Origin of the sequence: Periweissella cryptocerci, assembly GCF_004358325.1 — a bacterium.
GTDB classification, from domain to species: Bacteria; Bacillota; Bacilli; order Lactobacillales; family Lactobacillaceae; genus Periweissella; species Periweissella cryptocerci.
Genome location: NZ_CP037940.1, coordinates 2234381 through 2258917, shown reverse-complemented (window position 1 = coordinate 2258917; position 24537 = coordinate 2234381). Strand labels below are relative to the sequence as shown.

25 protein-coding genes and 1 other RNA gene are annotated in these 24537 nt (G+C 42.0%); 1 reads left to right on the top strand and 25 read right to left on the bottom strand.

All coding sequences use genetic code 11. From position 1 onward, the window contains the following. Nucleotides 1-454: 454 nt before the first annotated feature. The 4 genes from EQG49_RS09860 to EQG49_RS09845 all read right to left on the bottom strand — a co-directional run bounded on the left by EQG49_RS09860 (nt 455) and on the right by EQG49_RS09845 (nt 4939). The gene (locus tag EQG49_RS09860; protein ID WP_133363820.1) at nt 455-1402 is read right to left on the bottom strand and encodes a GRP family sugar transporter; all 948 of its coding nucleotides are present in this window, start codon (nt 1400-1402) and stop codon (nt 455-457) included. A gap of 42 nt (nt 1403-1444) precedes the next feature. Continuing rightward, nucleotides 1445-2467, bottom strand: a complete 1023-nt coding sequence (locus EQG49_RS09855; RefSeq protein ID WP_133363819.1) for an aldose epimerase family protein — start codon at nt 2465-2467, stop codon at nt 1445-1447. A 286-nt stretch (nt 2468-2753) separates the two neighbouring features. Beyond that, a complete protein-coding gene (locus EQG49_RS09850) occupies nt 2754-4178 on the bottom strand; it encodes a sensor histidine kinase (RefSeq protein ID WP_133363818.1) in 1425 nt (474 codons plus the stop codon). 26 nt (nt 4179-4204) lie between these two features. Continuing rightward, the gene (locus EQG49_RS09845; protein ID WP_133363817.1) at nt 4205-4939 is read right to left on the bottom strand and encodes a response regulator transcription factor; all 735 of its coding nucleotides are present in this window, start codon (nt 4937-4939) and stop codon (nt 4205-4207) included. Between the two features lie 252 nt (nt 4940-5191). Between EQG49_RS09845 and ssrA the strand changes: the two genes are divergently transcribed. Further along, nucleotides 5192-5558: a transfer-messenger RNA gene (ssrA, locus tag EQG49_RS09840) on the top strand. 353 nt (nt 5559-5911) lie between these two features. Here ssrA and EQG49_RS09835 read toward each other — a convergent pair. The 21 genes from EQG49_RS09835 to EQG49_RS09735 form a co-directional block, all read right to left on the bottom strand. Further along, nucleotides 5912-6196: a hypothetical protein gene (locus tag EQG49_RS09835; protein ID WP_133363816.1), complete on the bottom strand. Its 285-nt coding sequence runs from the start codon at nt 6194-6196 to the stop codon at nt 5912-5914. Between the two features lie 443 nt (nt 6197-6639). Next, a complete protein-coding gene (locus EQG49_RS09830; RefSeq protein ID WP_133363815.1) occupies nt 6640-6936 on the bottom strand; it encodes a glycine cleavage system H family protein in 297 nt (98 codons plus the stop codon). A 23-nt stretch (nt 6937-6959) separates the two neighbouring features. Continuing rightward, a complete protein-coding gene (locus EQG49_RS09825; protein ID WP_279232804.1) occupies nt 6960-8180 on the bottom strand; it encodes an FtsW/RodA/SpoVE family cell cycle protein in 1221 nt (406 codons plus the stop codon). Between the two features lie 134 nt (nt 8181-8314). Then, nucleotides 8315-8524 carry a DUF2969 family protein gene (locus EQG49_RS09820; protein WP_133363814.1) on the bottom strand — a complete coding sequence of 70 codons (210 nt, stop codon included), beginning with the start codon at nt 8522-8524 and terminating at the stop codon, nt 8315-8317. A gap of 23 nt (nt 8525-8547) precedes the next feature. Next, nucleotides 8548-8832: a membrane protein insertion efficiency factor YidD gene (yidD, locus tag EQG49_RS09815; RefSeq protein WP_133363813.1), complete on the bottom strand. Its 285-nt coding sequence runs from the start codon at nt 8830-8832 to the stop codon at nt 8548-8550. Between the two features lies 1 nt (nt 8833). Beyond that, the gene (mreB, locus tag EQG49_RS09810) at nt 8834-9829 is read right to left on the bottom strand and encodes a rod shape-determining protein (RefSeq protein ID WP_133363812.1); all 996 of its coding nucleotides are present in this window, start codon (nt 9827-9829) and stop codon (nt 8834-8836) included. 176 nt (nt 9830-10005) lie between these two features. Further along, nucleotides 10006-10230 (bottom strand): DUF1146 family protein, encoded by a 225-nt coding sequence (locus EQG49_RS09805; protein ID WP_133363811.1) that lies wholly within the window; start codon nt 10228-10230, stop codon nt 10006-10008. Nucleotides 10231-10881: 651 nt separating this feature from the next. Beyond that, nucleotides 10882-11316, bottom strand: coding sequence for a F0F1 ATP synthase subunit epsilon (locus tag EQG49_RS09800; protein ID WP_133363810.1), 435 nt, complete (start codon nt 11314-11316; stop codon nt 10882-10884). An 11-nt stretch (nt 11317-11327) separates the two neighbouring features. Continuing rightward, complete coding sequence (gene atpD / locus EQG49_RS09795) at nt 11328-12728, bottom strand: F0F1 ATP synthase subunit beta (RefSeq protein ID WP_133363809.1); 1401 nt, start codon at nt 12726-12728, stop codon at nt 11328-11330. 35 nt (nt 12729-12763) lie between these two features. Beyond that, nucleotides 12764-13666, bottom strand: coding sequence for a F0F1 ATP synthase subunit gamma (locus EQG49_RS09790; protein ID WP_133363808.1), 903 nt, complete (start codon nt 13664-13666; stop codon nt 12764-12766). Between the two features lie 32 nt (nt 13667-13698). Beyond that, entirely contained in the window at nt 13699-15216 is a 1518-nt protein-coding gene (gene atpA / locus EQG49_RS09785; protein WP_133363807.1) for a F0F1 ATP synthase subunit alpha, read from the bottom strand. 25 nt (nt 15217-15241) lie between these two features. Then, nucleotides 15242-15784 carry an ATP synthase F1 subunit delta gene (atpH, locus tag EQG49_RS09780; RefSeq protein ID WP_133363806.1) on the bottom strand — a complete coding sequence of 181 codons (543 nt, stop codon included), beginning with the start codon at nt 15782-15784 and terminating at the stop codon, nt 15242-15244. Further along, nucleotides 15774-16292: a F0F1 ATP synthase subunit B gene (gene atpF / locus EQG49_RS09775; RefSeq protein WP_133364571.1), complete on the bottom strand. Its 519-nt coding sequence runs from the start codon at nt 16290-16292 to the stop codon at nt 15774-15776. The genes atpH and atpF overlap by 11 nt, the downstream gene beginning before the upstream one ends. Nucleotides 16293-16332: 40 nt before the next feature. Further along, on the bottom strand, nt 16333-16548 hold the full coding sequence (gene atpE / locus EQG49_RS09770) for a F0F1 ATP synthase subunit C (protein WP_279232840.1): 216 nt from the start codon (nt 16546-16548) through the stop codon (nt 16333-16335). Nucleotides 16549-16620: 72 nt separating this feature from the next. Next, nucleotides 16621-17358: a F0F1 ATP synthase subunit A gene (atpB, locus tag EQG49_RS09765; RefSeq protein WP_133363804.1), complete on the bottom strand. Its 738-nt coding sequence runs from the start codon at nt 17356-17358 to the stop codon at nt 16621-16623. Nucleotides 17359-17670: 312 nt separating this feature from the next. After that, nucleotides 17671-18105 carry a thermonuclease family protein gene (locus EQG49_RS09760; RefSeq protein WP_165964866.1) on the bottom strand — a complete coding sequence of 145 codons (435 nt, stop codon included), beginning with the start codon at nt 18103-18105 and terminating at the stop codon, nt 17671-17673. 393 nt (nt 18106-18498) lie between these two features. Continuing rightward, a complete protein-coding gene (locus EQG49_RS09755) occupies nt 18499-19830 on the bottom strand; it encodes a solute carrier family 23 protein (RefSeq protein ID WP_133363802.1) in 1332 nt (443 codons plus the stop codon). A 1052-nt stretch (nt 19831-20882) separates the two neighbouring features. Beyond that, nucleotides 20883-21458: a YdcF family protein gene (locus EQG49_RS09750; RefSeq protein ID WP_165964865.1), complete on the bottom strand. Its 576-nt coding sequence runs from the start codon at nt 21456-21458 to the stop codon at nt 20883-20885. A 70-nt stretch (nt 21459-21528) separates the two neighbouring features. Further along, on the bottom strand, nt 21529-22158 hold the full coding sequence (gene upp, locus EQG49_RS09745) for a uracil phosphoribosyltransferase (protein ID WP_133363800.1): 630 nt from the start codon (nt 22156-22158) through the stop codon (nt 21529-21531). 89 nt (nt 22159-22247) lie between these two features. Continuing rightward, the gene (glyA, locus tag EQG49_RS09740; RefSeq protein WP_133363799.1) at nt 22248-23483 is read right to left on the bottom strand and encodes a serine hydroxymethyltransferase; all 1236 of its coding nucleotides are present in this window, start codon (nt 23481-23483) and stop codon (nt 22248-22250) included. 95 nt (nt 23484-23578) lie between these two features. Continuing rightward, on the bottom strand, nt 23579-24409 hold the full coding sequence (locus EQG49_RS09735) for a glycerophosphodiester phosphodiesterase (RefSeq protein WP_133363798.1): 831 nt from the start codon (nt 24407-24409) through the stop codon (nt 23579-23581). Nucleotides 24410-24537 lie beyond the last annotated feature (128 nt).

The following is a 24537-nucleotide window of genomic DNA, read 5'->3' as shown; positions in this document are numbered from 1 at the left end:
AAAAAATTATATTTTGTCTGACGTGGTATTGAATAAAATTGGCCACTGCGTGCCGGTAAATTACTTGGCGCACCACACTGGAAGCACATTGCCAAGCCGAAGTGCGGTCTTGGCAAACTCGGATAAGTTGGGACTCTAGGGGATAAATCCCCTAGACTCCTCATCTTATCCTCAGCGGCGACATGTGTTGCACACATATCACCCCAGTCACGGTGTAAAGTCTGCGACCACCAAGTAATTTATCAGCACTTCGTTAGTTAGGAATAATGTTCAAACTAGCAAAAAAACAGGTACCAATCATAGCCCGCACTAGTATAAAAAAACCAACACTGAGAATCAACAGAACCTCAGTAATTCGATGATTAAAAAGTCCAGCAACGACAATCCCACGCTAGACAAAATATAACAAAAAAACTCGAATCGCAATCGATTCGAGTTTACTTTGAATATTAAATTATTTTGGTAAGTTACTAATCAAAATCCCACCAATAACAATCATGATTGAACCAACAACAATGAAGCCCATTTGCTTCTTAGTTTTACGTTCATGCAAGATATAAATCCCACCAAACGTCCCAACGATGATTCCCATTTGTGACATTGTTACAGCGATAGCTTGACCCATGTTTGGGTTAGCAGCTGAAATGAACATTGCCAAGTTACCAACACCCCAAACGGCACCAGTTAACATGTTGCGCCAAGTTGGTGCTTGGAACATTGTCTTAGATTCGCGCATGAACAAGGTAACAATAATAATCGCACCGATAACCATCCCAATTGATTGTGGGAAGATTGTCGCAGTCATATAATCGACCCCGTTGTTTTTATCAGCAATCAGGTGTGAAATGTAACCAATTTTCCGCATGTAATTTGGCACAATGTAGTAACCTGAGTAACCAATCGTTGAAATCAACACGGCAATTAAGCCTCGCGTTGTTTCCATTTGCATTTGTTCATCACCGGTTTTAATGGCTTTATCACGCTTAGCGGTTAAAATGGCACCAAGGACAACCAAGAAGATTGAAATGACTCCAAAAATCCACATCCGCGCCGTTGACCATTCGCCAAGAATCGTCGCTGCCAAGGCAGCATTCCCAACGATTTGACCAGCCGTTGACCAAGGAATGGCGTTTGAAACCCCCATGGCCTTAATTGCTGTAAATTGACCAGCTTGACCAACTGCCCATAACAGCCCTGATAATAAACCAGCAATCCAAATGTGTGATGAAACATTAATGCCTTGTGGAATTACGAAGGCGATAAACGTCAAGAAACCAAATGCCATGGCACCGATTGTCATACCAAGTGTTTGTTGCCCGGCTGAACCACCAAGCTTTGTTGAAAATAAACCAGTTGAACCCCAAGCGAGCGCTGGAATTAATGCGATTAAGTATGTTAACATTTTTCTTCCCTATTCCCTTTTTCCCTAAAATGAATTATTAATTTATGCCTTGTAGTATTTGTAACCAATCGAGTACGTCTTCGTTTCACCCACCGTAATGACATCGTTACCAAATTCTGGATGGTGCCCCGCATCAGGTAAGCTTTGCGCCTCAAGTGCTACACCCATCCAAGGTTGTCCTTGACCACGTTCAAATGTCATCCCATCGTGCACTGAGTTCGCTGTAAAGAAAACGACCCCATTACGATCTGAGTAAACATCTAGCGTGCGACCACTTTCGGTATCTGTCAATTCAGCAAACTTCCCGTCAGCTTGACTGTTATCGACAACATACACATCATCAATCCCCTTTTCGGTCGTTCCCACAAGTTCCGCCATTCGCTCACCGATATTAGTCTTGTTAATAAAGTCGAAACCACGTACAGCATTTGAATTGTATTTACCGGTTGGAACCTTGTTTTCAAAAACATCTAGCCGGTTCTTTGCATCAACCCACAAATCGTGTTTTAAGACATCGTTACGCGTATTTGACAGGTTCCAATAGACGTGACTCGTTGGATTAAAGACACCGTCAACGCCCGCTTGTGTTCCTGTAAATGACAGCTCAACTTCATCATCATCCGTAAACTTATACGTTACTACTAACTTAAGTTCACCAGGGAACGTGTCGTCTTTCATCAAAGTTGTCAAAGTGATTGCATCATCACTAACTTCGTATTCAAAGACCCGATTGGCAGAACCCTTAGCCCCACCATGTAATGTCGTGGTACCTTCGTTTTGATCAACTTGATAGTGCTTATCGCCAACTATCAAATCACCTTCACCAATCCGACCAGCTACTCGTGCTACCACACGCCCCATAAAGTATGGATTGTCCACGTAGTTATCAACTGAAGCTGCATTCAAAACTAAGTTCACGCGTTCGCCATTGTCGACTACTGAGAATTCATCCCAAAGTGCTCCTAATGTTAAAACGCCTAGCCTTGAACCCTTAGCATTTTCAAGGGTAATTTTTTTGATTGATTGACCGTCGTACTCGCCAACTGTCTCAATTGTTTTTTTCATAATTTTTATATTTTTCCTTCGCTCTTAATTAAATCAACTTTATTAGTTTAGCTCATTGAAAACGTTTACACAATAGTTTCATGCAACTTTTGTAAGCGTTTTACATAAATTTGTCTATTTTCTGAAAAACGCCTACATTTTGGCCCAGTTTCATGTACATTTTTGGGGATGTGCTTCCGCCACGGTGCCTAATGGGTAAAATTTAGGCTGTACCACATTAGATGAACTGGTACCAGTTAAACCCAATAAAAAAGATGAAACCCGTTGCCGGCGTTTCATCTTTTTGTTAATCTTTTGATTGTTTATCTGGAATTGTCACAATGAAAGTTGTGCCAACATTTGCCGTACTTGAAACTTGAATGTCACCGTCATGGAGCTCGACCAGTTGCTTAACAATTGCCATACCCAATCCAGACTCGCCTTTAACAGTCCGCGAAGGATCTGCTTTATAGTAACGATCCCAAATTTTAGCTACTTGCTCAGGTGTCATCCCGATTCCAGTATCCGTAACTTGATAAACCGCTGCATCTGCTGTGCGGCGAGCAGTTACAGTGATTGTCCCATTTTCAGTAAACTGAATGGCATTATTAACCAAATTGAAAATAATCTGTGTAAAGCGATCTTGATCAGCGAAAACTTCCACATCAGTTTTATTAACTAATTCGATACTATCATTCTGCGCAATCGCGCGTTTGTTCAATTGTTCCACCAGATTTTTCAGCACCGGAATTGAATTGAATTGTTGTTTTTGCAAGACAATTTTATTTTGGCGCAATTTTTCGTAATCTAAGTTTTCCGTAACCAAACGAATCAAACGATCAGTTTCATTCTTCATTAAGCGATAACTATGTTGCTTTTCTTCTTCCGGAAAGACATCGTATTCGAGCCCTTCCAAAATACCAGAAATCGTCGTCAAAGGCGTCCGCATTTCGTGCGAAGCATTCGCCATGAATTGCTTGCGCCGTTCTTCTTGCTCTTGAATTTCAACTTCAGAAGCTTTCAGTGAGGCCGCCATGGTATTCAAGTCAGCCGCCAACGCCCCGAGTTCATCCTTGCGATTAGTTGGCAACACAATATTGTAATCGCCCGCCGAAATCTGGTTGGCCACCCGTTGCATGCGGTGTAACCGGAAGATAATGCGTTGTGATAAAAAGTAACTCAGTATAATTGCAATCACGGTTGAAATAAAGAACGCAATAATTAAATTATGGCGTAATCGTGTCAACACCTTATTAATCGAAGAAACTGATGAGGCCAGTGTTACCACCGCAATTTGTTGGCGCTTGCCATCTGGACCATCACCGAAGTATGAACGGTAAACATCAACGTTACCAGCTTCGGTTACCTTCTTCTTAATTAAATTTTGTTTTTCAAGAACTTTCCAATCATTTTTGTAAATACTAGTTGTCAGTCCTTCTTCAGGATAGATAACTTCGCGTTTAGCATTATAAATGGTAAATGATACCCCTTGATCGCTGAGCAATCGATATGCACTTTGGAGACCTTCTGTATCAAAACCGATAAACTCTTTCGTCTTTGGATCGAACCGCAAAGTTTCGTTCATCAAACTATTTGAATACTCTTCCATTTCCGCATAAGTATCTTCATACATAATATTTGTCGTGAACTTAGAAAAAAGGACGCCGATAATAATTATCGCCGTCATAATTACTAAGAAAAACGCGAGCATTTGTTGGTAAATTAAACGCATCTCCCTAATAGTACCCCTATTGCTTTTTACTTTTCATCTGCAGCAACTGCAGAATCATCAAACTTATAACCAACACCCCAAACAGTTTGAATCACTTGAGGGCCAGCCTTTTCAATTTTTTGACGTAATTTTTTGATGTGCGCATCAACAGTTCGTTCATCACCATAGTATTCGTAATCCCAAACAAGTTGTAATAATTGTTCACGAGAGAACACTTGGCGTGGTTTTTGTGCTAAAGTCTTCAATAAATCAAATTCCTTAGGCGTCAAATCACGAATTTCTGTTTCACCAATGAACGCTTCACGCGTGTTTGAATTCAAACGGAAATGATCCGTTGTGATATCAAAATCATTAGGATTATCATTAACTGGTGCGTTCGTGGCATTTGCTGACATTTCAGCCCGACGGTGAATTGCTTTGATACGCGCAATTAATGTAATTGGACTAAATGGCTTTGTAACATAGTCATCGGCACCCATTTCAAGACCAAGTACGTGATCAGATTCTGAATCACGTGCTGTCAACATAATAATTGGCACAGCTTGTGAAATTTCACGAATCTTCGCGCTAACTTGCATTCCATCAAGACCTGGTAAATTCAAGTCAAGTGTAATCATGTCCCAGCTAGTTGGATCTTCGCTAAAAATTGCAACGGCTTCGTTACCATCGTAAGCAAAGTGTGCATCCCAGCCTTCTTTTTTGAAGAACATTGCCATCATTTCTGAGACAGATTTGTTATCTTCAACCATCAATAACTTCATATTAGTGGTTCCTCCAGTTTTCGTTAACACAGATGTTATTTTTTATTATAACATTTAGTGAATTATTTACATAGGTTTTGTGAATTTGTTACATGAACGTAACCATTATTATATCAACGTTGTTAGCGATTTCATAAAAATTGAACAGTAATTCAGATCCTGTCTTCTTCTAGATTCCTGTCCTACATACTATAAGTTTATATTGCATGCTTTCTGGTTAAATGTGCTATACTACTGTGTAGAAACATTTTTGGGGTCGTTTTGGATTCGACGGGTATTGGTCGAGCTATGACTGCGTTTAGGGGTTGTGGCCCTTATAAATCCACTCAGTCAGAATAACTGCAAACAATTCAAACAAAACTTACGCTTTAGCTGCTTAATAACCAGTTAGCGTAGTCTAGTCGGGGTTCGCCCATGATGTCGCCTAGACCACCTTTTATGGGCTACGGTACCTGCTTCTACTCGGAGTTTAGTACAAGAGACTAATCGGGTTAGCTGACAAGAATTGCGAAGTGTATCCCGCGTACTTGCCAGCGAAATTTAAATAGGATGGCTATGAACGTAGATGTTGTAGTGGCGAGATGCTCGGACGCGGGTTCGAAACCCGCCGGCTCCATACTAACTCTTCATTGAGTTTCATTAAACGACAGAATGACTGGTAACTCAGTTTTCTGTCGTTTTTTGATTATCATTTTAGTATTAGTATCAAGACACCAAATTAATTTGGATACGTCTTCATCATACAACCACACTAAAATTTTTTATTATCAGCTCGCAGTCTGATAATCTCCATCACGCGTTCACATGTAATCGTTTTCATAGAAATATTTATGATTTTTGTATTTCATTCATAAGTACAACCTAGATTATGCCTCACTGATATGAATATCATTTGCGTAAGTTATGAAGAAAACATGAATACCCACTAAAATCACTGATTTATTGACCTTTTTAGCATTTTCCACCATTATTCTACAAATATGGTGCTAAAATTTCATTCAGTTTTTTAACTAGTTGCCGTTGGCGCCACGTAAATTTAAGCGTCCAAATGGCTTTCACTGTTGGCAACGCTGCGAGTTTTAGTTCAGGTGCGATTGTGCTGTCTACCATTAAGAATTGCACGGTTTCAACATATTCACGCGCAATATCAAGATTTTTGGCAACGCCAGCCTGATCGTCTTTCACTTTGGCAGTTAATGTTTCACGTAAATGATGCCGTAACTGCCGGAGTGCACTAATTAATTGATCATTTTTCATAGATTTCTTGAACTCCCCTCCAGATATTTAGCTAAATTATACCGCACGAACCGTGGTGTACAATACTCCGTGCGCATGATTTTGGATTTATGGTTCTATTTATTCTAGCGTGGAATTTGGATATGTGTCTCAGATTGATTCCCACTGCGAGGCTGGAACCAGTCTGGACACCGTGATGGAAGACAAGCATTTGAAGCTTGGTTCGCTGACGCGGTAACCATCTTCACAAATCCATAATCAGTAACGAAACCCGTTACTGATTATGCCATCACGGTGCGAGCTAAAGTCCAGCCTGTTTCCAGCCTCTTCGTTAGTTTGAGTAGTAATATGCCGTAATCCTTGGCGCTACCATTTTATAAATTCCACGTCAGACGAAACAGAGCCCCTATAAGCACATCAAAAAACGCTAATGACCAGCCATTTAGGCAGTCATTAGCGTTTTTTTAATGCCTTAATTGTAATTCAACAAGCCAATTTTGTTCATGACTTGTTCCATTCAGCAATTCTGGTTGCGCAACTGCTGCACCATTAACCTTAATGATTGTTCCACTAACAGGTGCATCATAATCGAGCACAGCTTTAGTTGCTTCAATGCTTACGAAGGGTTTATCTAATTCGACCTTCGTCCCAACGGCTGGTAACTCAACAAATGCAATCTCACCTAAGTCGTCTTGTGCGACTGGACTCAAGCCAATTTTGGTTTGTTGACCAGTTTTTTCTATCCAATACCATTTTTCCATTTGAATCACCCTTAATAATTTTTCTAGTGATTGCTAAACGAACTACGATTGGCAAACATGTAACTCTTGTAGTGATAACGCATCGACATAATCAAGCCAATCCCAATCAAGTTACCGAGCAAGGCTGAGCCCCCTTGTGAGATAAATGGCAACGGAATCCCGGTCAATGGTAGTAATCCAATACTCATCCCAATGTTTTCAAACACGTGGAAGAGTACCATCATCACAACCCCAGTGGCGATATACGCGTAGAATTCATTCCGCGTATCAAAAGTCACCCGAATCATTTGATAGATTAACAAGAAGTACAGCATGATTAAGAGTAAGCCACCAATAAAGCCAAAATTAGACCCAATAACTGAGAAAATCATATCTGATTCTTGCACCGGCACGTGCACGTGACTCGTATTAAAACCTGTCCCAAATACTTGCCCCGAGCCAATGGCCTTCATTGATTGCCACAATTGATACCCCGCATTAGACGTATCACCTGACGGATTCATCCATGTATCAACCCGGTCAAATTGATAAGCTTTAAAGCCTAGGTGCATCAAGACATTTCGCCCACCATCAGTTGTCACAAAAGCCAGCGCGGTACCACCAACCACCACAAATACGGAAATAATTGGTGTGAGAATCCGCCACGAAATTCCGGATACTAAGACAATTCCACCAAAGATTGCGATGAACACAAGCATGGTCCCAAAGTCATTTTGTAACTTTAATAAGACCAACACTGGTAGCAACCAAGCAATCATAATTCCTAACAGCTTTAAGTCCGACTTGATACTTCGGTCTGGGTGATTGGAATTATACAACGTCACTACTCGCGCCATCATCAAGATGAAAGCCGGTTTCATCACTTCGGATGGCTGAAATGTTAGTGAGCCAACAGCGAACCAACTTTTAGCCCCAGTTTTAACCTCGTATACTCTTGAATACAGGAATAACACTGCAACTAGCAGGAGGATTCCAATCCCAAAGGCAATTGGGGCAATCTTCCACAGCTGTTCAGCATCGAACTGCATCAGGACGACCACAATAATCGTTCCAAGAACGTACCAGACTAATTGTGACTTCAGCATACTGAAGACACTCCCAACGTTTGGATCATGGTTGGCAGCAACGAAAATGGCTGCTAGTCCAATCAGCGCGAGCATCATTACGACGAAGATAATTCCCCAGTCAATCCGGGAGTCATCGGCTGGCTGGTGATTTGGTTTATTCGATTGTACATTATTCAATTACTATCATCTCCCCTCCATAGGCTGTTTACGCACTATGTACAAATTTATTCCAAATTGGATTTGGAATATTAATTTGCGTATTGCCTGTAACAAAAGAACTAAGACAGCATTGTCCTAGCTCTAAAGTTGCATTATCCATGTAAATTGTAATCAGCTAACAAAAGGTTAAGCCCTTCATCAACTGAAGCAACTACTTGATTAAGCCCATGGTTTGATGTCACTGTAAAACCAGTTTCGTTTGGTTTTACAATGCCGATTTCTTTTTTGTTAACAATGACTGCAGTTTCACCAGCTTTGCGTTCTTCTAGTTCAACTGGTACTGTTTTATCTTTTTTTGACATAATTTTTCCTTATCTACCGTAAATTAATTAAGTATATCCAAGCCGTTTTTTGCCCGTTCAATATCCGCTGCGTTACGGTTACGTCGCACAGTGAAGTGGTCAGGTACTGGATCAAACCCTCCGGGAACAAATGGATGGCAACGTAAAATTCGCGCCATTCCCATAATGCTCCCCTTTAGCGCACCATGTTTTTTCAGTGCAATGATTGTGTACGTTGAACAAGTTGGATAGTATCGACATGACGGTGGAAACATTGGTGAAATGAATCGTTGGTAAAAATGCACCAAAGCCAACAAGACTGTTTTCAAATTATTTGCTCCGCTTAGCGTTTTTGCTCATGTGTTCCAATAATTCACCGGCACCCTTGGCCACGTTGTCCAATGGTGAATCAGAAATCACAACTGGTACTTCCAAGGCTTCTGAAACCAAACGGTCGATACCGTGGAGCAATGAGCCCCCACCGGTCAACATAATTCCTCGATCAACAATATCTGATGCCAATTCAGGTGGCAATTGTGCCAACACACCATGCGCTGCGTTCACAATTTGTTCTAATGTATCGTGCAATGCGCCTTCAATTTCGTTAGCGTTAATTTCGATTGAACGTGGCATCCCATCATAAGCATCCCGACCACGGACATCCATCGTCTTTGGTTCATCTTCAGGAATTGCTGTTCCAATTTCAATCTTGATGGTTTCAGCAGTCCGTTCCCCAATAACAAGGTTATGTTTACGTTTGATATAGCTGACAATATCTGAGTTCATCTTATCACCGGCCACACGAATAGAGTCTGAAGCCACGATATCGCCAAGTGAAAGCACGGCAATATCAGAAGTTCCACCACCCATGTCGATAACCATGTTACCAGCTGCCTTGAAAATATCTAAACCAGCACCAACCGCCGCAACTTTTGGTTCGTATTCGAGGTAAACTTTAGCACCACCAGATTTTTCAGCGGCTTGAATAATCGCCTTACGTTCGATTTCAGTGATATTAGTTGGTGCACAAATCATAATGTTAGGCTTTGACATGAAGCCCTTCACGTTTAATTTATTGATAAAGTAAGTCAACATTGATTCAGTCACGTCAAAGTCAGAAATAACACCATCACGCAATGGGCGGATTGCGCGAATGTTACCTGGTGTCCGGCCAACCATTTGGTAAGCTTCAGTCCCAACTGCCAACACGCGGTCAGTTTTAGCGTCAACTGCCACAACAGAAGGTTCATTTAAAACAATTCCCTTACCTTCAACGTAGATTAGAACGTTGGCCGTTCCTAAATCAATTCCAATATCTTTTGCCATTTTATATTATCTCCCTTGTTTTATCCTGTCTTTTTTACAGATACAGACTATTATAACATTGTCCGCACATAGCTTCAAAACTCAAGTTCAGTCCTTTGTAGTTCCTTAATGTTTATCGCGTTCAACCTTATACGGCGCGCATGTTTTCCAATGTCATATACAGACTCACGGTTTACTTACCCAACAATTCCCCGTAATGCTTGCACTTGAGTAACAAAGTTAATGAAGAATAAACTAATAACATAACCCATAACAATTGCTAAAAAGACTTTCATCAATTGAGCATATGCGGGGCGTTTCATAAACCGTTCAAACGGAATTGAATTTAACAGCACAAATGAAACATAGATAAAAATAAATTCAGTAATAATTTGAGCCAATGCAACAAATCCTGCAGTCATAGTGATTCCTCTTTTTTATTAATATTTTGTTATTTAAAGCGAACCGTTGTAGCAAAAAGCAATTGTCTTAATTCGCTATTTCGCTAGCAACGTGTGATCCGCATTTCTGTACTTTTCAAGTATCGACTTACTAAGGTTCTGTTAATCCGCAGTGTAGGTTTTCCCCTGCCACTGTGGCCTGTGATTGGTAACTGTTTTTCGCTAGTTTGAGCATTATTACTAACTAACGGTGTACCGGTAAATTACTTGGCGGTCGCAGCCTTTACACCGCGACTGGGGTGATATGTGTGTAACACATGTCGCCGCTGAGGATAAGATGAGGAGTCTTAGGAATTTATTCCTTAGACTCCCAGCTTATCCGAACCGACCAAGACAGACATCCAACCTGCAAGGCTAATCTAATCGCGTTAGGATTAGATTCAGTATTTTGTGCAACAAAATGCTGGGATGTTTTGCGTTGCCGGTTCACAGGCATAAGCACAGACTGGCTTGGGAGGCTGCTTCCAGCGCAGTGCGCCAAGTAATTTACCGGCACGCAGTGGCCAAGCCTATTAAACCCCACGTCAGAAGGAATAAAACCCTTTTGTTTATCATATCATATGTATACAAAAAGATTGGCAATCAACATGATTACCAATCTTTTTTTGAATGCTATTTAAAGCCACCAGTTCCACCTGTAGCTCGTAACCGGTTCATTGAACGCTTCAACGCAACTTGTGCGCGCGCCATTTCATCGGCATCATGTACTTCAGTTGCGTGTGAAATGTGCTTTTGAGCACGTTCACGCGCAGCTTCAGCACGAGCTACATCGATTTGATCTGGGGTTTCAGCACTATCTGCGACGATAGACATCGTGTTGCTTGAAAACTCTGCGAAACCACCATTAACGGCGATAACGTCTTTCGTACCATCCGGCATTTCAACATCTGCTTCATCAATTTGAAGCGCTGAAACGATTGGTTGGTGGTTAGCCATGACACCAATTGTGCCACCCATTGTTTTCAAAACAACCATTTTCGCATCATCACGAGAATAAACGACACCATCGGGAGTAACAATGCTAATAGCTAAAGTGTGTTCAGCCATGCAAAACCTCCTTACTTAGCCATCGTCTTTGCTTTTTCAACAGCTTGTTCAATCACACCGACGTTCCGGAAAGCATCTTCAGGTAAACTATCGTGCTTACCATCAAGGATTTCCTTGAATGAACGAACAGTTTCAGCAACTGGAACATATTCACCGTTAAGACCAGTAAATGTTTCGGCAACTGAGAATGGTTGTGACAAGAAGAATTGAATACGACGAGCACGGTTAACAATTGTCTTTTCTTCATCAGACAATTCATCCATCCCAAGAATTGAGATGATATCTTGCAATTCACGGTAACGTTGCAAGACGTGTTGTACTTCAGTCGCAACTTCATAGTGTTCTTGACCAACGATTTGTGGGTCAAGAGCTGATGAAGTAGAAGCCAATGGATCAACGGCTGGGTAGATACCTTGTTGAGTCAAGGCACGTTCCAAGTTAGTCGTTGCGTCCAAGTGGGCGAAAGTAGTTGCAGGAGCAGGGTCGGTATAATCATCGGCAGGCACGTAAACGGCTTGAATTGATGTAACTGAACCCTTCTTAGTAGAAGTAATCCGTTCTTGCAATTGACCCATTTCAGTAGCCAATGTTGGTTGGTAACCAACGGCTGATGGAATACGTCCAAGCAAGGCAGAAACTTCAGAACCGGCTTGCGTGAAACGGAAGATGTTGTCGATAAACAACAACACGTCTTGTCCGTTCACATCACGGAAGTGTTCCGCGATAGTCAAACCAGTCAACGCAACACGCATACGAGCACCAGGAGGTTCATTCATTTGACCATAAACCATGGCAGTCTTTTCAAGAACACCAGATTCCTTCATTTCGTAGTACATGTCGTTCCCTTCACGGGTACGTTCACCAACACCAGTAAATACAGAAATACCGGCGTGACCTGAAGCGATATTGTGAATCAATTCTTGAATCAAAACGGTTTTACCAACACCGGCACCACCGAACAAACCAATCTTACCACCACGGATATATGGGGCAAGCAAGTCAATAACCTTAATCCCTGTTTCAAGGATTTCAGTTGACGTTGCGAGTTGGTCATATGCGGGTGCATCACGGTGAATAGAATCACGTGGTGCATCTGGACCGAATTCTTCGCCGCCGTCAATTGTTTCCCCAAGAACGTTGAAAACCCGACCAAGTGTTGCTTCACCGACTGGCACTGAAATTGGCTTTTCAGTATCGGTAACACTCATACCACGTTGGAGTCCATCAGTAGAATCCATCGCGATAGTACGAACAACACCGTCACCCAAGGCAAGTGAGACTTCAACAGTTAAAGTCTTACCTTCACCCTTGTCGATAACCAAAGCATTGTTAATATCAGGTAATACATTGTCCAATGGGAATTGAACGTCGACAACAGGTCCGATAACTTGTACAACTTTACCAGCACTCATAGTTACGTTAATTCCTTTCTCGGATAAAAAATTTATTATTCTAACGCTGCCATACCACCGGTAATTTCAGTAATTTCGGTAGTAATTGCGGCTTGACGTGCCCGGTTGAATTGTAATTCAAGGCGAGCAATCACGTCTTTAGCGTTGTCTGACGCTGAACTCATCGCGTTTGCACTTGATGCGTGTTCAGCAGTTTTAGCATCAAGAATTGCTCCGTAAAGCAAACTTTCAGCGTATTGTGGCAATACTGCATGGAGGATTTCTTCTGGTGAAGGATCCATTTCATAAGCAGCGTGTAATTTTTCATCACCCGCTTCAGTATTAGCCGTCGCTTCGTCCAAAGTAGCACCCGTAATTGGGAGCATTTGAACGGCGCGGTATTCATTTGAAATACGGTTGACGTAGTGATTATATGCGACGAACAATTCGTCGTACACTTCGCTACCGTACATAGACGTTACTGACTTCACAATTTCGCGAATTTCAGCAAACGTTGGCACATCTGTTACACCACGATATTCGTAGGCAACATTGTAACCACGCTTCTTGAAGAAGTCGGCACCCGTACCACCGACTGCCAACATGACAGTGTTTTCGATAGTAAGTTCGTGCTTTTCCATGAAGTCAATTGTTTGCTTCAAAACATTACTGTTGTATGAACCAACCAAGCCACGATCAGAGGTAACAACTAAAATCCCAGTTTGTTTAACTGGTCGTTGTTCCAAAAGTGAGCCCTTAGCGCCGGCACCCAACACATGTGAAGCAGCGAGGTGAGATACCACAGCTTCAACTTTACTTGCATAGGCTTGGTAGCCTGTGGTGTGTCGTTGAATCTGACTCAACTTCGCTGTAGAAACCATTTGCATGGCACTGGTAATTTGACCAGTTTTTTTGGTCGAACTAATTCGACGTTCGATATCTTGCAATGAAGCTGGCATCGTTCACCCTCCTGACTTTCTTAGTATGCTAGTTATTCCGCAGCTGAAGAAGCTTGGAAGGTTTCCTTGAATGATGAAATCGCAGCGTCCATCTTGTCTTCAGCAGGCAAGTTTTTCGTGTTCAAAATTTCGTCAAACAAGTCTTGGTGTGATGCGCTCACTGAATCAATCAATTCATCTTGGAAACGTTGAATATCATCGATAGCAACGTCGTCAATGAATCCGTGTGTCAATGCGTAAAGAACAAGCACTTGTTGTTCAACAGGCATTGGCTTGTGAAGTGGTTGCTTCAAGATTTCAACAGTGCGACGACCACGAGCCAACTTGGCTTGGGTAGCAGCATCAAGATCAGAACCAAATTGCGCGAATGATTCCAATTCACGGAATGAAGCAAGGTCAAGACGTAATGTCCCAGAAACCTTCTTCATTGCCTTGATTTGGGCATCCCCACCAACACGTGAAACAGAAGTTCCGGCGTCGATGGCTGGACGTACACCAGCGTAGAATGAGTCTGAATCCAAGAAGATTTGCCCATCGGTGATTGAGATAACGTTGGTTGGGATGTACGCAGAAACGTCACCCGCTTGTGTTTCAATGAATGGCAAAGCAGTCATTGAGCCACCACCAAGTTCATCACTCAACTTGGCTGCACGTTCAAGTAAACGTGAGTGCAAGTAGAAGACATCACCAGGGTAAGCTTCACGACCAGGTGGCCGACGAAGAATCAATGAAAGTTCACGGTAAGCAGTTGCTTGCTTAGAAAGATCATCGTACACGATCAAGACGTGCTTGCCGTTGTACATGAATTCTTCACCCATTGCAGCACCGGCATATGGTGCCAAGTAAAGCAATGGAGCTGGTTCAGAAGGACCAGCAGTAACCACGATTGTGTAATCCAATGCACCCAACTTACGAAGGGTTTCAACTTGTGTACGCACAGTTGAATCCTTTTGACCGATGGCAACATAGATAACAATCATATCTTGGTCTTTTTGGTTCAAAATTGCATCGATTGCGACTGAAGTCTTACCAGTCTTACGGTCACCGATGATTAATTCACGTTGTCCACGACCAATTGGCACAAGGGCATCAATCGCTTTGATACCTGTTTGCAAAGGTTCGAAAACAGACTTACGTTCCATAACACCAGGAGCCTTAACTTCAACTGGACGAGTCTTATCAGTCTTGATTTCACCAAGTCCGTCAACTGGTTGACCAAGCGCGTTCACAACGCGTCCGATCATTGCTTCCCCAACGGGTACTTCCATGATACGGCCAGTACGTTTAACAGTGTCGCCTTCGCGAATGTCTTCGTAGTTACCAAGAATAACGATACCAACATCGTTTGATTCAAGGTTTTGTGCCATACCATAAACACCATTAGAGAATTCAACCAATTCACCAGCCATGGCATTGTCCAAGCCATGAGCACGAGCAACCCCGTCACCGACGTAGGTTACAGTACCAGTTTCTTCAACTGTGAGCTCATCTTGGTAATTTGCTAGTTGTTGCTTGATGAGAGCACTGATTTCCTCAGCTTTAATGCTCATACCGGTTTCACCTCTTTTGAATTATTTATTTAACCAACATACGACGAACTTTAGCTAACTTTGTAGCAACACTGCCGTCGAGGATTTGACTGTCGGATTGGACGATAACGCCCCCAACAATCGCAGGATCAACTTTAGTATCAAGCACTACTTTGTTAGCGCCGACGCGTTTGGCAAATTCCGTTGCTAAGCGTTCTTTTTGATCTGCTGCTAAATCAACAGCAGTTGTCACGCTTGCATAAACGACACTTTTCTTTTCATCAACTAAACGTTGGAATGCATCAACAATCGCAACGACATCATCTGTACGACCATAGTCGTAAGACATTTGAATGAAGTTTGCAACAACTGGGGTTGCATCTTGCTTCAAAGCTTCGATGATTGTCTTTTTAGCGCTCGTTGGCAAAGCCGGTCCGTTTAATTGACTGCCAAGTTCAGCATTGTCAACAAAGACTGCTTTTAAAGAAGTTAATTCTTCAAACACAGCATCAGTTGAACCAGCCTCTTCTGCTAATTCAAAGAGAGCCTTTGAATAGCGTTTTGCAATGGTTGTTTGATCAAGCTTCATGGCTAGCACCCAACCCTTCGATATAAGAATCGATTAATGCTTTTTGATCTTCAATCTTCAATTCTTTTTGAATAATCTTCGCTGCGATTTGTACAGACAAATCAGCTACGTCATTTTGAACTCCAGCCAAGGCATCTTGACGTTCTTGTTCGATTTCAGCAGTTGCAGATTGCTTTAAAGCAGCTGCACTGGCTTGAGCATCAGAAACAATAGCGTCGCGTTGTTTGTTACCGACTGCTTTCGCATCAGTAACAATAGTAGAAGCTTCTTGTCGTGAAGATTGTAAAGCTTCGCGGCGTTCGCCAGCTAACTTTTCAGCTTCTTGACGAGCAGTTTCTGCAGCATCGATGTCGTTAGCAACCTTGTCGGCACGGTCTTGCATCATCTTGGTTACAGGGCCCCAAGCAAAATGCTTAACTAAGAGCATCAAGATTACGAAAGACAAAATGAAGAAGAACATATCACCGGAAGCCAATTTTGTTCCGGCTAATACATCAACTGAAAACATCATGCCACCTCACTTTCTTTAGGATTTTTGTACATTCCTCTTACTTAGCGTTGATCAAGAGGAACGCGATAACAATCCCTAAGATAGGAAGGGCTTCAACAAGACCAATTCCGAGGAACATAGTCCCACGTAACTTACCTTCGAGTTCTGGTTGACGTGCAGTACCTTCAAGCATAGCTGCAATAACGTGACCATTACCAATACCGGCACCAATAGCGGCACCACCAGCAGCAATACCAGCACCAATTTGTGCCAAGTGACCTAATCCTGTGATATCCATTATAAAACTTCCTCCGAATTTAAAAATTCTATATATAAGAGCTAATAATTATAGTTCTTCGACTATTGTCTTTTCTGAGACATAAACCATTGCTAATGTGACAAACACATAAGCTTGCACACTACCGATAAAGACTGAGAAACCTTGCCAAATGACTTCACCTGCCAAAGCTGGGATAAAGCCCAACCATGAGATTGACGCCAACGTACCGTGTGGGAACGCGATACTTCCAAGTAAGTTTAACAATACTTCACCGGCCATGATGTTACCAAACAAACGAAGTCCCAATGTTAAGAAACTAGTAATAGATTCAATCACATTAAGTGGGAACATCCAAGCATATGGGCTTAAGTAAGCATTTTTGAAATACTTAGGGAAACCCAGCTTGCCAACCCCAAGGAAATGGGCTAAGACAACCATTACAAGGGCTAAAGTCATTGTAACAATTGGATCAGCTGTTGGACTCTTCAAATATGTGAAGTCGCCAACCTTAACTTGGAAAATCAGACCTATTTGGTTACCAACAAAGATAACCATGAACAAGACAAACGCTAACAAACGCAACCCTTGTCCAGTACTATTGGGCAATGAAGATCCTACGATATTATTCGTAAAATCAATAATCCATTCCAAGAAGTTTTGCTTACCACTTGGTTTAATCGCTGGCTTACGAGAAAGCCAGAAGATTAAGAAGAAAGTGATCAGCATAACAACCGTAATTGAAATCAGATTAGTTACATTGAACGTTAGCCCCAAGAACTGTACCAAAGGAGCCTTATCATCCACAAAAATTCACCTCTTTTCTGAACTGATATTTAGTTAACCGATATTTTGCAACGGTTTAAACATAGACACGATAAACACGTCAAAATACACTCGATATATTACTCCTTTGAAACAAAAGATACAATCAATCTGTCTCATTAATAATGAATTATTTATCGTGATATTGCGTCAAGCTACCGTTGTAAGCGCATTCGATTAGAAAAAATTTTTTTGTTAACTTTCTTTACATAAATCAAAATCACAAATTACTTTGTAACAATCGTAACCAATGCTACTAATTGTAAGTGTTATTTAGTGCATTTTACCAAATATTCACTCAAATGACTCATTGTAGCGATAGTCAGACCCGTGTTTCAAAAGCACATAATTACGAATCTTCCAAACGCCCTTTTTATCACGTCGTGCCTTGGCTTGGATGTGCTGATACTTGCGTGCGTTAGTATCATTTGGCGCTTTGACATAACGTACAATTGCATATCCACGTGCCAATAGTTCTTCTGCTAAATCATGACCATCGACATAGACATAAACTAACAATCGCCCATATTCATCAACGTGGGGACCTCTATCAAAGGCAATCTCAAGCCGGTGAGCGTGTTCTAAACGGTCTTTGGTATAATTACTTGCCATGTGTCCAATTGGCATCACCTTGGTGTGCTCCTTAACGGTTTCGGGTGTATCGAGCATTAAAAACCGTGCTCGATATTCCCGACCTTGGTAACGAAATGCACTCGTATCACCATCCACATGATGATCTAAACCAACCGTAATCTTTTGAAACGGTTGAAAATGCTCAAAAATGGAAGTATCTACGGAGTTTTCATGCTCGTCTTGGTAACGCCGTTGTACCTGGGGAGCTGACCGTTGTCCACCAACGAATACATGGATTGCGCCAAAAAATTTTCGACTTCAATTCATAATAGCCACCTCCTTAAAGTGTCCTTCAAAACCTAACACTTAATACTATGGTAACGCACTTACCAACCTAAACCAAAGTTCAACTTAGCAAGTAACTACAATTCCATCCGATATTAATTAGTTTTGTTGTCCACTTCTAGCTGTTTATTTTTACCACCTTTATTATAAAACAAAAAGAGCGTTAACCTATCCGATTAACGCTCACGTTTTCACATTATATTTTTAATTAACTTCATACTCTTCGTCGAGCTTGGCTGCCAATTCCTTTTCAGAAGCCGCTTCCCGTGGCAAGACGAGGTTTAAAATGATTCCGAGCACAGTAGCAATTGCCAAACCAGAAAATTGTGTTTTACCAACCTGGAGATAAGCATTTCCAATACCAATAACTAAAATTGCTGAAGAAATCATCAAATTACGTTTCACGTTGAAATCAACTTTGTTATCCACAATGATTCGGAGACCAGATGAAGCAATCACCCCGAATAATAGGAAACTAATTCCACCAATTACAGCACCTGGAATTGATTGAATCAATGCTGACAGCTTACCAACGAATGAAAACAACACTGCAAAAGTTGCTGCCCCACCAAGAACCCATACAGAGTGCACCTTGGTAATCGCAAGCACCCCAATGTTTTCGCCATAAGATGTCACAGCTGGTCCACCGAAGAATCCAGCAACAATCGAAGCCGTCCCGTCCCCAGCCAATGTCCGTTTCAGGCCGGGATCTTGAAAGAAATTCCGATCCGTTAACTTATTCAACACCATCAAGTGTCCCATGTGCTCAGTCATCGTCACTAAGGCCAATGGTGCCATCGCAATGATTGCGCCAATTTGTAAGTGTGGCGCATAGCTTACAAACGGAATTTCAAACGTTGGCAAGGCAAACCAGTGCGCCGCCGTCACTTTCGTGAAATCGACTAAACCAAATGGAATTGCCACAATGTAGCCAGAAACAATCCCCAATAAAATTGGAATCAAACCAAGGAAACCCTTAAGTACCATATTGAACAGGATTGTCAGTAATAACGTAATAATTGCAACAATAAAAATTCGAATATCATAAACTGATTTAGTGGCGCTAATTGTACGCATCGTAGCATTTGTCGCCGCAGAACCAGCTAATGACAACCCGATGACCATCACAATTGGTCCAACCACGATTGGTGGTAAGAGACTATCAATCCAGTCAGAGCCAATTAAAGCCACAATCACAGCCACAATCAAGTACACCGCTCCGACGGCCCAAATCCCTTGTGCGATTGCTGGATAACCACCGCCACCTTTAGCCATCAACGATAGCATTGGCACGATAAAGGCAAAACTTGAACCCATGTAAGCCGGAATTTTAGCCTTCGTAATCAAAATATATAGTAACGTCCCAACCCCAGATGTAAACAAAGCAATCCCAGGATTTAAGCCAACTAAAATTGGTACCAATACTGTGGAACCAAACATTGAAAACATATGTTGCAATGATAAACCAATCCAAGCACCTAACTTAGGACGGTCTGGAATATCTAAAACAACTTCATCGCGGTGCGTTCTTTCCATTGTGTAACCTCCAATAATTTCACTGTCTTAGGAGTTGATTGCGATCGCACAACTCCTAGTAAATCTGAATGAATGCAATGCCATTTGCGGTGACACTTCATGGTTCACCTGCATTTTAACGGCTAAATTTTTTCTAGCGTGGAATTTGGATATGCGTCTCAGATTGATTCCCACTACGAGGCTAGAACCAGTCTGGACACCGTGATGGAAGACAAGCATTTGAAGCCACAGTGCGGTCTTCAAATGTTTGCGAAGCTTGGTTCGCTAACGCGGTAACCATCTTCACAAATCCATAATCAGTAACGAAACCCGTTACTGATTATGCCATCTCGGTGCGAGCTAAAGTCCAGCCTGTTTCCAGCATCTTCGTTAGTTTGAGTAGGCAGTCTGACTAGTAATATGCCCTAATCCTTGTCGCTGCAAGTTTAGCGGTAATCAATAATTCCGCATTTAACTAGCGGAGTGACTGAAAATTATCTTGTGGCCGGCAGGCTTTACACCGAAATGGGACGAATCTGACGCCGCGTGTCAGATTTGTCGCTGAGGGTAGAGCCGACCGGGCCTTATTTGTCCAGCGTAGCTACAAATGTGAGCATTCTTTGGCTTTAGCCATTAGAATGCCAGCTATCCCGAATTGCCCAAGACAGACATTCAGCCTGGAAGGCTAATCTAATCGGGTTTTGATTAGATTCAGTTGTTTGTTGAAAACAAACTGCTGGAATGTTTTGCGTTGCCGTATCTCAGGCATAAGCACGTGGCTTGGGCATGTGCTTCCATCTCGGTGCACAAGGTGATTTTCAGGCACGCAGTGGCATCATACATCTCATCACATTTTATAAATTCCACGTCAGACGAAATAGAGCCATTTTAACTAAAAAAAAGACTGTCCAGCCCAAGAGGCGAACAGTCTTCATCAATGACAATTTTAATCGTCAGGATAGTTTCCTGACATCACTATCAATTTTTGATGAATCCTTATGGGCCTCTCTGGACTGTGTTAAAGGATTAACATCTATTACCATACCGAACTTTTACAGTGTCGTCAACCGTTGCTAACCAAAAATCAGTGTTTTTCCGACGGCTATAATTTCCCGGACATACAACCGGAATGTTGCTGATGACCGCGACACCGCCGCTAACCCACTAACATCCTTGATGCCGGCCTTTTTGGCTAAATACAATGCCCGATACATGTGAAAATCGCTAGTCACAATCACCGTTTGACCAAGGCGCGTAATTTTTTTACTATTAGCTAAATTTTGTTGCGTATTAATGGATTTATTTTCCTCAATAATCGGATTATGCACACCATGTGCTTGCAGATACTGGCTCATCATTGCGGCTTCACTAATTGGTTCATCGGTTCCTTGGCCACCTGAAACCACAATTTTTACAGTTGGATTGGCTTTGGCGTAAACAGCCGCCGTGCGCAAACGTTCCGCTAGCATCTTCGCCGGATGTGCAGTTGCTGCGTTTTTGCCTTTAACCTGTGCCCCCAACACCACAATTGTATCCGGTTGCGCCATTGGTTTTGCGCGGTGTTCAGACATAATCAAACCTAAACAAACAGCTGCGTAGATGACGCCAACCCCAATTAAAGCGCCAATTATCATCAATATTTTTTTCATTGTCAGATTCCCTCTTATTATGTAGAAAGAACAGAAATGCAAACTGCATTCCTGTTCATAAAATTTAAATTTACTTAGTACCAAAGAGGCGATCACCCGCATCACCAAGACCAGGTACGATGTAGCCATTTTCATTCAAGCCTTCATCAAGTGCTGCAGTATAAATATCAACATCTGGGTGAGCGGCTTGAACTGCTTTCACGCCTTCAGGTGCAGACACAAGCACCACAAGTTTAATAAACTTAGCGCCACGTTTCTTTAAAGCATCAATGGCCATATTAGCTGAGCCACCCGTAGCAAGCATTGGATCAACAATCAAAACTTCACGTTGGTCAATGTCTTCTGGCAACTTAACAAAGTATTCCACTGGTTCGAGCGTTTCTTCGTCACGATACATCCCAATGTGACCAATACGTGCGGCTGGAATCATGTTAACAATCCCATCAACCATCCCAAGACCAGCTCGCAAGATTGGCACCACTGCCAATTTCTTCCCAGCTAACTTCTTTTTGATAGTTGTAGTAATTGGTGTTTCCACTTCAACATCTTCCAAAGGCATGTCACGCGTTACTTCGTATGCCATCAGCATTGCAATTTCGTTAACCATTTCACGAAAGACTTTGGTACCAATTTCCTTATTACGAATAATCGTCATCTTGTGTTGAATCAATGGGTGATCTAAAACTACAAACTTTGCCATGCGTGTCTACCTCTTCTAGCGTTTCTTTTTAGTATAGCAAAAAGCGCAGTTTCTTTAAACTCCAAGAAACAAAATTTGCTAATTATTAATTATCGGGTAATTGGATGTGCGTCCGTTAAAGCACGGACTTCTTTGGCAACATCGGCCAATACTAATTCGTCAGTTGGCGCAGTCAAAACCCGTAAAATGAGATGCGCAATTACTCTTGAATCAGCTTCATTAAAACCACGTGAAGTAATCGCTGGGGTGCCTAATCGTAGCCCAGAAGTTTTGAAAGGACTCAACGTTTCATTTGGAATGGCTTCCTTGTTAGTCGTAATCGCAACTGAATCTAATAGGTTTTGTGCTTCTTTACCGTTCAAACCAGTCCCCGTCAAATCAATTGTAAACAAGTGGTTGTCCGTACCACCAGAAACGACCCGCACTAAATCAGATTTTTCAAACTCGGCAGCCATCGCTTTAGCATTAGCAATCACTTGTTTTGAATATTCAATAAAGTCTGGTTGTAAATCTTCGCCAAATGCCACGGCTTTCCCCGCGATGACATGTTCTAGTGGTCCACCTTGGGTACCAGGGAAAACGCCTGAATTAATTTGCTTGGCATACTTAGCTTGTGATAGAATCATGCCGCCGCGAGGACCACGTAACGTTTTGTGCGTCGTCGTTGTAACCACATCAGCGATACCAACTGGATTTGGATGCAATCCGGCTGCCACTAATCCTGCAATGTGCGCCATGTCGACCATCAAATACGCACCAACTTCATCGGCAATTGCGCGGAATTTATCAAAATCAATGATGCGGCTGTACGCTGAAGCACCCGCCACAATCATTTTAGGTTGATGTTCAACCGCCAATGCGCGAATCGTATCATAGTTCAACAATTCCGTTTCAGAATCCAAACCATATGGAATGAAATTATATAATTTACCAGAAAAATTCACTGCTGACCCATGGGTTAAGTGACCACCAGCATTCAAATCCATCCCTAAAACGGTGTCACCAGGTTGAATAAACGCTTGGTACACGGCCGCATTTGCTTGGGAACCAGAGTGTGGCTGAACATTAGCATATTCCGCATTAAATAACTGCTTAGCTCGTTCAATCGCCAAAGTTTCCACTTCGTCGACAAACTGCGTTCCGCCGTAGTAACGCTTACCAGGAAAGCCCTCCGCATACTTGTTCGTTAACACTGAACCTTGCGCTTGGCGTACCCCTTCTGAAACAATATTTTCTGAGGCAATCAACTCAATATTATGTTCTTGTCGGTCGGCTTCTCGATCAACGGCTGCCCACAATTCTGGATCTAAATCGCGATATGTCATCTGCACACACTCCTTTTCACTATTTAATACCCATATTGTAACAAAAAATCGCCAAGTTTCCTCAGCGATTCACCTAATAATTAAATTTCCAACAATTAGAATACTCGTAAGCCCCGAGCAGTGTTGTTCGTGTACAAATAATCAACCTTCATTTTTTTAAATTTTTTCAAATTCCGAGTATCACTAATTGTGTACACACTAATTTTCTTACCAGCACGGTGGACCTTGTTTTTCAAAGCACTCACCCGGTTACGTTTCACACTAACAATTGTAATCAACGGATCTTGCAATGTTTTTTGCAAATCATTTGTGGTCATATTTGAGCCATAAATTTTCATAGTACCACGAATACCAGGTAGCCCTTTACGGACAGTATCTAACCCTGCCCGCGAAAATGATTGGGCAATAATTCGCTTCCGCAGTCCTGGATACTTCTTTTCTAAACTCTTTACTAAACTAACAAATGCATCCGCTTGCTTAGCACCATTTTTCAATTCAATTGAGAACTTGATACTTTTTCGGCTACCATAGCGACTAAACACAGCATACATCGTATGAATTCGGTCACCACGACCTCGACCCCAGCGGCCAACGTTGACCTTTAGGCGGTTAATTTGGGCGTTTGATTTTTTGACAAATGCTCCACTACCATTAGTCATCCGGTTAGCGGTTGCATCGTGTGAAACATAAAGCGTGCCGGATTTAGAGCTTTGTAAGTCAGTATCAATATAGCGTGTTCCTTCACGTATCGCGCGGTCATAAGCCGCATACGTATGCTCTGCATAACCGTTTCCTTGGGCACCCCGGTGCGAAATTAACGTTGTTCGATTACTGCTCGCACTAGCCGTCGGACTAAATATCACCGGCACACTCAGAAGAAAAACACTCGTGATAATAAGTGTTCTTTGAAGTTGTTTCATTAACATAGCAAAAGCCTTCTTTTCAAATAATATATGTAACTATCAGTTGATTTTACCACTTGCTTTAATAGTTAACTAATACGAAGTCTTTACGTTTACACAACGCTTTCACGACATCTGACCACGCTGATGGA